Genomic DNA, 7,772 nt, shown 5'->3' with positions numbered 1-7,772 from the left:
GGCATCTATGGTGGGTTTATTCAGGCGGGTGTTGGATTCATCATCATTGCTGCCCTCACGCTTGTTTCTGGATTGTCTTTGGTCAAAATCAACAGCATAAAGGTATTTGTCGTTGCGATTTATACGACATCAGCGCTAGTCGTCTTCATTATCAATAATCAAATTCACTGGGGTTATGGGTTGACGCTTGCCGCAGGTACAAGCATTGGAGCATTTCTTGGAAGTAAATTCGCTGTGAAGCACGGAGAGAAGTGGGTGCAGCGAATTTTGATTGTCGCCGTCCTGATTATGGCGATTAAACTGCTATTTACATAGTACACGTAAAGGATTGGAGGCGATTTTTTGAAAATCAAAGGAATTGCTTTGGTTCTGTTAGGTGCGGCAAGTTTTGGATTTACGCCTATCTTCGTTAAAACAGGATTCGCATATGGGTACACTCTTGGCCAGTTAAATATTGCCCAGATGTTAGTGGCCATCCTTATATTGTGGGGACTGAGTCTAGTAAAAAAACTGAATGTAAAAGAATTAAGAAAAGAAGAGATCCTGAAAGTCATAGCAACCGGAACGACCGTTGGATTAACGAGTATCTTTTATTACGGGGCTATGCAATACTTATCAGCTTCCTTGGCGATCATCCTTCTCTTCCAATTTGTTTGGATCGGGATGATTTATGAATGGATATTTAGTAAGAGTAAACCGACTAAGGTAAACCTCCTATCGATGGTCATTACTTTAACGGGAGTGGTTCTTTCTTCTAATGTCATGAACGGCAAGGTTTTTGATCTTCCACCAATCGGCCTTCTGCTCGGACTTTTATCTGGGTTTTCTTATGCGGGATTCATATTTTTTAGCGGTCAGGTGGCGACAGGATCTCACCCTATCCTTCGGAGCTCATGGATGGTCACGGGTTCTATGATTCTCGTCTTAATCGTTTTTATAAAGGACATACCCAGTTATCCTATCCTTGATGGGCGGTTATGGGCGATAGGGTTCGGAGTGGCTCTAGTTGGGGCGATTATTCCTCCTCTATTTTTCGCTGGTGGTGCACCTCTCATATCAGGAAGACTGGCAAATGTGTTAAGCTCCATTGAACTTCCAGTCGCCATCATTTCAGCCATGCTCATTCTATCTGAGTCGGTTACAGTTTTCCAGTGGGTAGGTATTCTGCTGATCCTCCTAGCCATCATGGTCAATGAGCTAGGGGGACAGATGGGATATAGGATGAAGCGAAAGAATGCTGGATGATTTCTTCAACTGACAGAAAGGAGATTTCTATGGATATTCAATTCATTGAACTGACTACACCCACCTCAGATATCGTCGAGGCGTTTAATCGTTGGGAAAATGACCCTGATTTAGTTCACTTGACTCGTCCGAGCCTTACGAAAACAGAATTGGAGCGTAAGGCAGTAGTCACTTTAGAAGACTTAAAAGAACGCTTGAAACATCATCACATTTATCTTATTTATGTGGACAAGCGGTTAGTCGGTGAAATGAACTACATGGTCAATCCACCGCATCTTTACAAAAATACACCTAAAACCGCCTGGATCGGGATCACGATCGGTGAGGACGAAGGCCGTGGAAAAGGAGTGGGGGCTAAAGCTGTGAAATATTTGGAAAAACAGATCGAACAGCAGGGAATCAAACGGATCGAGTTGGGGGTGTTTGAGTTTAACCTGAATGCTCAAAAGCTTTATAAAAAACTTGGCTACACAGAATTTGTTCGTATCGTGGATTTCACCTACTGGCAGCAAAAGATGTGGTCAGACATCCGCATGGAAAAGTTCCTGTCTTAACGGCCATTCTTCCTAAGAATCGTTCAGGTCTTTGTTGAACTTTGAATAATAAAGGTCGATTAAGCAAAGGCCGATGCCATACACAATGAAGGTATGGAATATATTCCACTGCTGATGATACAGGACTTTATCCATAGATAAAGCGATTAGCTCAAGCCCAACTAAAAGAATAATAAAACAAAGATAAATCAACCAGCGATTGTACTGCTTGAAATGGATGAAATAAGCAAACCATGCACCCATGATAGGGTTATACCCTAAATTAATGAAGATCGTATCGAAAATTGGTGGATCTATTCGTGGTTTCAGTGTCCATATTTCAGTCTGTATCCCTAATTGGTTCAAGATGACCGATAGTAAAGCGACGAAAGGGACAACGGTAAAAATCAATAGTCGTGCACGTCGATAAATAAAGATTGCTGTTAACCAGGGGAGTAAAAATCCGATAAAAAAGTTGAAGATCATGTCCGCCATCTTCTTTCTTAAATTTTTGAATATGTGCCTGCAGAAACCTCTATTATTTAGATTCTATAAAAGGAGGGCTTTTATAGGAGGTAATTTATGTTAATGAATTCAGAGGGGACAAAACCTCGAATATTCCGCCTTTTAAAGCGTAAATTACCGTTCTATTCTTCCTGATCGATTTTTTCAATATTATTTAACATTCGAATATACTCATGTAAAATAGATGATAAAGGTAATTTTTCTTAATTTTAGGAAAACAAACACGAGATCAACCACTCTACCTTCGTTGCCGGAACATAGCGGAAGAAACTAAAAAAGGAGAGATTAAACAAATGGGATCAAATGAATTTCTTTCTGCAAGCACCCTTGTTGAGAAAAAATATTTTGATGTAGAACCAATCAGCAGGCGAATCAAAGTGTATGAGCTGCCTGAAGATATGAGTGAAGACCGAATGCGTGAGCTTAAAACAGCGGCTTCTGAAATGGATTGCGATAAACTTATTTTTTACGTCAAATCAGGAAGTGAAGAGGAAGCGGTTGTTCAAGATTTAAATTGCTATTATGAAGCAGAAATCAAAGGCTTTTTCAGAGGCGAAGATGCCAAGATTTATGCAAACTATTTGGATCCTTCAAGAAACCATGCGGACACCGAGAATGTAATCTCTCATGTGGAAGAAATGGACTTTACGGATAAAATGAAAAGAGAGAAGCTCCATGATAACTATACGATCATATGGGGGCAAGAGAAACATGCCGAGGAAATGGCTGCTTTTTACAAAGGCGTTTTCTCTAAGTATCCTACGCCGATTCATGATCCGGACTATATTGTAAAGATGATGAGAGACCATGTTCACTTTTCACTGATTTATAGTGGTGATGAGCTTGTAAGCGCTTGCTCTGCAGACATTTTCTCTGAATACGAAGCAGCTGAATTTACCGATTGTGCTACATCACCAGCCCATAGAGGAAAAGGACTGCTTTCTTATCAATACCCATTGCTGGAAAACAAAATGAAAGAACTTGGCATTCAAACGATGTTCTCCTATACAAGAGCTATTTCGATGGGAATGAATATTGTTGCCGCTCAACAGGGATTTACTTACGGTGGATGTATGGTGCGGAACAGTATGATTGGGACAGGCTTAGAAGATATGAATATTTGGTATAAAACTCTTTAATAACACTCAGGTCGGCTCAATTGAGCTGGCCTGATTTTTTTATTTGATATACATAAAAATTTCCATGATGTAGTTGTTTTTAAAAGCGGATAATTGCAAGAACAAGGGAGATTCTAATTAAATGTTGCTGAATCATTTCAAGGATAGGTGAAGATGAAATGCCAAGAAATAATCAACAAACCGAGACATTTAAATCAGCGAATCAAACGGATCGAAAACGCATGAACGGAAGAAAAGTCGGTCCGCTTAGAATCAATCATGAGCGGCCAAATCAAGGCTCGAAAATTGCTTTAATCGGATGGAGTATTCCATCGATCGAAGCCATGCAGCAGATCGGTAAAGAGTATATTGTCGTAAGCCATGAAGATTTCAAACCTTATGCGGAACAACACCGTATTCCGTTCTTATCATGGGATTTTGGAAAGCCAGATCAGTATCAAGAGGTTTATGAACGGTCGAGTGGTCTGTTCAACCAATTGAGAAGATTAGACGTCGGGCTCACCATTCCCATTTTCGAAGAAACGGTAGAATGGTCCGGGGCTCTGAATGCCCGTTTTCGGAATGATCCGAGTGTATTTGACCATTCGATTCTCTTTCGGGATAAGGCGATGATGAAGCGTAGGGCCCACTTAGGCGGGTTAAAGGTAGGCGTGTTCGAAGAAGTAGACAGTAAAGAAGAGGTCCACCGCTTTTTTAAACGGGTCAATCATTCGTTATTGAAAAACCGCAGTGAAGATCCAGACCCCGTTCATTTTAAAGCGCTAAATAAAGCGGGTGCGGCTGGCCATCGGATGATTTTTTCTGAGGAGGATATCGAGAAAAAGTTGACTGATGATAGCTTTCCAGGTTTAGTCGAAAGTCATTTGTCAGGAATTGAAATTTCCTGTGAAGCATTTATCCATAATGGGGAAGTCAGGTTTCTGAATATGACGGAGTACGTTCTGTTAGGGTATTCCAGTATGGTTCCTCCTTCAGCTGCAATCGAACAATATCGCCAACTGATCCTCAAAGAGGTAGAAAAGCTGATCGAAGCGTTCGACATTCAGTATGGAATGATACATCCGGAGTTCTTTATTACAGAGCAAGAGGAAATTTTCTTTGGAGAAGTCGCCTATCGTATTCCTGGGGGGCACATTTTTGAACTCATCCAAAAGGTTTACGGATTCAATCCATTTGGAGCTCATATTTTATGCTGCGATCCGTATACAACACTAGAGGAACTGGAACGATTTGTACCAAGTCAAATACAACCAAACGGACATGCAGGCAGCTTTATGGTTTATCCCAAAAAGAAAACAGTGAGCCGTGTTCATATTCCTTCTGAATTAGAGGGGCATGCAAGCTTTGATAAGCACACACTTTATAAACCGACCGTCTCTAAGATTCAAGATACCGGCGAAGGCTATGGGAATCATTGGGGGACGATTTTCTTTCATGGAGATGACAGCCAGGAAATATCAAGGTTATTAACCGATTATGTAGACCATGACTTTTATGTGTAGGAGGAAAAAATGCGATGACATTGAATGTGGAAACGACCAAAGCAGAAACCTTTAAACAAGAACTGGAAACGATGGAGACTGCCTATTCATTTGCGAAGCCGATGTACCATAGTAACCTATTGCAAGCGGCTGCTAACTTAATGGATGAGGAAGGGGGCCTGTCCGTATTGTACAAAATGGCAGAACGTTATGACCAAGCGGGTATTTTTCAAGATAGTCCATGGGAGGACCCGTCGAAGTTGCAGCCTTATCTTGTCAAAGGTTCACTGCAAGCAGGAGGAATGACCTCCATTTCTGAGATGCTGAGTGAGTTGAGAATGATTGCCATTGCAAAAGGGGAGTATGAGCGCGAAGGAGTTTCAAAAGAACAGGCGCAATCTTTTTTACATGAAGTCATGGCATTGAATATTGATATTCTTTTTCCGGAAGAAACCGAGGCTGCCCGAATTGAGGGTAAAGGAAAAGACAAGGATCGGATGGAGCGGTTATTTCAATTCCTATCTGAGAAACTATCCTTGGCTGCGATCTCAGGTGAACTCGTCAAGGAAATGAGAGAGCTCATTGCTCAACGGCCTATTATGGTGAATCGAATTGTGAAAATGGCAGAGCATGCAGAGAAATTGTTGGATAAAGATATCGATGAAGCGGACAGAAAAGCGATCCAATCGTATCTACATGCGATTAATAGGAAGACGAAGAAAAGCCAAAATTGCGATGTGAAGAAATATCGTACAAAAGTAAAAGAGTTGAAAGAAGAAGATTTGAAAAAAGAAGCACAGTCTTTTGCTAAGACGATGCGCGACACAGGACTCGTCGCGCCCAATCACGTTGTTTTAGTCCGTTATTTGAACAAGCAATATCCACACATGCTACCGGAAGCATTGGCTTTATCCAAAAAAGGAAAAGCAAATGTAGAAGAGCATATGGAGTTTGTTCAAAACTTGATTAAAGTGGGCGTTCACATCCCTTTACGTCAATCCTTATACGGTCTTGCTAAATTGCTGGATCGGGGAGTGCTCTCCTCATCACCGGTCATTCCAGGGATTCGCCGAATCATTGAGCTAGACCTTCAGCCGGATATTCGAAGAGTTTTACTCAACTCCATCAATGGCAACGAGGGTATCACGGCGAACAGCATTCTCGTAGCTGGAATTATCAGTGTACTTGGCCAGCCACTAGGAATCGGACAGGGCATGAATCCTACTTGTCAAACTGCACGAGGCATCAGCTTGTGGTCGCTTCATGCACCGGGACATCTTCTTGACTTAATCGCAAGAGCAGCAAGAGATGGAGATATCGATGTCATGTTTGAGGGCGCGACCATTCATTCAAAAGATTTACGTGAAGGATTAGTGGACGATTTGCATGAGGAGCTGGATCCGGTATCTTTGGTGCTTGTTCCTCACTTGGACCGCATCTATTCTGAACTGGTTCGCCGCTCGAAGTTTCGGGGGGACGATGTTCATAAATGGGTGAATCCAGCATTTTATGGGAATTGGATTTCGAAAGGGTTCTGTAGTGTCATTGATCCTATGACAGGTTCTGTAGCTGACTATCCTGGGTTTGTCCGCCTCTTTTATGCCACCCATCATCCTGATTACAATGAAGGATACGAGCTTATTTACCCGAATCCTGTAGGCATATTTATTACGAATTCTTTTGGGAAATTCTTAGGCTTACATGCCGTATCTATTCAGCGTATAGCTAAAGATACAAAAGGGGAAATCCGTGTCTATTTTTATAACCCCAATAACGATAGTGCCCAGGACTGGGGACAGGGGATCCAGCCAAGCGTCACAGGCTTCAATGAAATTCCCGGGGAATCATCTTTGCCATTTCATCAGTTTGTGGCTCGCTTATATGCGTTTCATTATAATCAGTATGAACAAGGAGATGCTTACGCCGTCGACGATCAGATCGTAAATGATGTAGAAAAGTTAGCCAAAGAAAGCTGGGGAGATCAGTACACCTGGGTCCAATTGTAGAGAAAAAAATCCTGCTGATTAGCAGGATTTTTTCATTGAAATAGTTTTATGGTCGGCACGTTTAAGGTCATCCAGTTGAGGTATTGAAAGATATGAAGAGCTTATACCTTTCAAATAGGGAGTGAAATTGCCATGGGATTGACCGATTATATTATTTTCGGATTTGCAGCTCTATTTTTAATTATTCTATCATTGCCGTTGCTTTTGATCCTGCGTTTATGGATAAAGGATGAACATCAGGCCGAACATTCCGTTTTAAGGAATTACCCCGTACTTGGAAAGTTGAGGTACATAACCGAAAAAATAGGGCCCGAACTGAGACAGTATTTATTTAATAATGATAGTGAAGGAAAGCCGTTTTCTCGAAATGAAATGGTCAGTACTTATCTTTCAGCAAAATACAAAGACCGCATGTTAGGTTTTGGTTCAGAGCGGGATTTTGAAGAACCAGGATTCTATATTCGAAATTCTATGTACCCGACTCATCGCGAAGAAATGCAGGTGGACAATGGAAAGAAAGTAAAGACGAAAGTGTACTCGATTGATAAGGACAATCTCTTTTCTCGGAAGGAACACCGTACCTATACAGACGCGGATCCTGTATTACTAACAGTAGATAACGCGGTTGTCATTGGAAGAGATACTTGCAGGCATCCTTTTCATGTCCGAGGATTAGTGGGCCAGTCCGCCATGAGCTATGGATCACTTGGGGAAAAAGCAATCACCGCACTTTCGACTGGTTTAGGTTTAGCAGGGGGGACATGGATGAATACCGGCGAAGGAGGTCTCTCCCAGCACCACTTGAAAGGCGGCGCCGATATTATTTGCCAAATTGGTCCTGGT

8 protein-coding genes are annotated in these 7,772 nt (G+C 41.8%); 7 read left to right on the top strand and 1 reads right to left on the bottom strand.

Translation table 11 applies throughout. The annotated features are described in order from the left end of the window. From LD39_RS13025 to LD39_RS13015, 3 genes are all read left to right on the top strand, one after another. Window positions 1-315, top strand: a 315-nt coding sequence (locus tag LD39_RS13025; RefSeq protein WP_035547498.1) for a sulfite exporter TauE/SafE family protein, incomplete at its 5' end; no start/stop codon positions are given. Window positions 316-342: 27 nt separating this feature from the next. After that, window positions 343-1,245, top strand: coding sequence for a DMT family transporter (locus LD39_RS13020; protein WP_035547495.1), 903 nt, complete (start codon window positions 343-345; stop codon window positions 1,243-1,245). Window positions 1,246-1,274: 29 nt separating this feature from the next. Beyond that, window positions 1,275-1,799 (top strand): GNAT family N-acetyltransferase, encoded by a 525-nt coding sequence (locus LD39_RS13015; RefSeq protein WP_035547492.1) that lies wholly within the window; start codon window positions 1,275-1,277, stop codon window positions 1,797-1,799. Between the two features lie 12 nt (window positions 1,800-1,811). Here LD39_RS13015 and LD39_RS13010 read toward each other — a convergent pair whose 3' ends face one another. Then, window positions 1,812-2,264, bottom strand: coding sequence for a CBO0543 family protein (locus tag LD39_RS13010; protein WP_035547489.1), 453 nt, complete (start codon window positions 2,262-2,264; stop codon window positions 1,812-1,814). Between the two features lie 332 nt (window positions 2,265-2,596). On the opposite strand from LD39_RS13010, the gene ablB reads away from it, so the two are divergent. The 4 genes from ablB to LD39_RS12990 form a co-directional block, all read left to right on the top strand. Then, entirely contained in the window at window positions 2,597-3,442 is an 846-nt protein-coding gene (gene ablB / locus LD39_RS21815; protein WP_052158861.1) for a putative beta-lysine N-acetyltransferase, read from the top strand. A gap of 158 nt (window positions 3,443-3,600) precedes the next feature. After that, the gene (locus LD39_RS13000; RefSeq protein ID WP_052158860.1) at window positions 3,601-4,944 is read left to right on the top strand and encodes an acetyl-CoA carboxylase biotin carboxylase subunit family protein; all 1,344 of its coding nucleotides are present in this window, start codon (window positions 3,601-3,603) and stop codon (window positions 4,942-4,944) included. A 14-nt stretch (window positions 4,945-4,958) separates the two neighbouring features. Next, window positions 4,959-6,929 carry a hypothetical protein gene (locus tag LD39_RS12995; protein WP_035547485.1) on the top strand — a complete coding sequence of 657 codons (1,971 nt, stop codon included), beginning with the start codon at window positions 4,959-4,961 and terminating at the stop codon, window positions 6,927-6,929. A gap of 132 nt (window positions 6,930-7,061) precedes the next feature. Next, the coding region (locus LD39_RS12990; RefSeq protein ID WP_035547501.1) for a glutamate synthase-related protein at window positions 7,062-7,772 on the top strand (711 nt) is incomplete at its 3' end.

The organism is Halobacillus sp. BBL2006 (genome assembly GCF_000786645.1).
Classification (GTDB): domain Bacteria; phylum Bacillota; class Bacilli; order Bacillales; family Halobacillaceae; genus Halobacillus.
Note: the sequence above shows the minus strand (reverse complement) of the source record. Positions and strands in the feature narration are given on the sequence as shown.

What these genes read in the sequence shown, in the direction of transcription:
- LD39_RS13015 (WP_035547492.1), top strand. Translation starts at nt 1,275, where the DNA reads ATGGATATTCAATTCATTGAACTGACTACACCCACCTCAGATATCGTC.
- LD39_RS13010 (WP_035547489.1), bottom strand. Translation starts at nt 2,264, where the DNA reads ATGATCTTCAACTTTTTTATCGGATTTTTACTCCCCTGGTTAACAGCA.
- ablB (WP_052158861.1), top strand. Translation starts at nt 2,597, where the DNA reads ATGGGATCAAATGAATTTCTTTCTGCAAGCACCCTTGTTGAGAAAAAA.
- LD39_RS13000 (WP_052158860.1), top strand. Translation starts at nt 3,601, where the DNA reads ATGCCAAGAAATAATCAACAAACCGAGACATTTAAATCAGCGAATCAA.
- LD39_RS12995 (WP_035547485.1), top strand. Translation starts at nt 4,959, where the DNA reads ATGACATTGAATGTGGAAACGACCAAAGCAGAAACCTTTAAACAAGAA.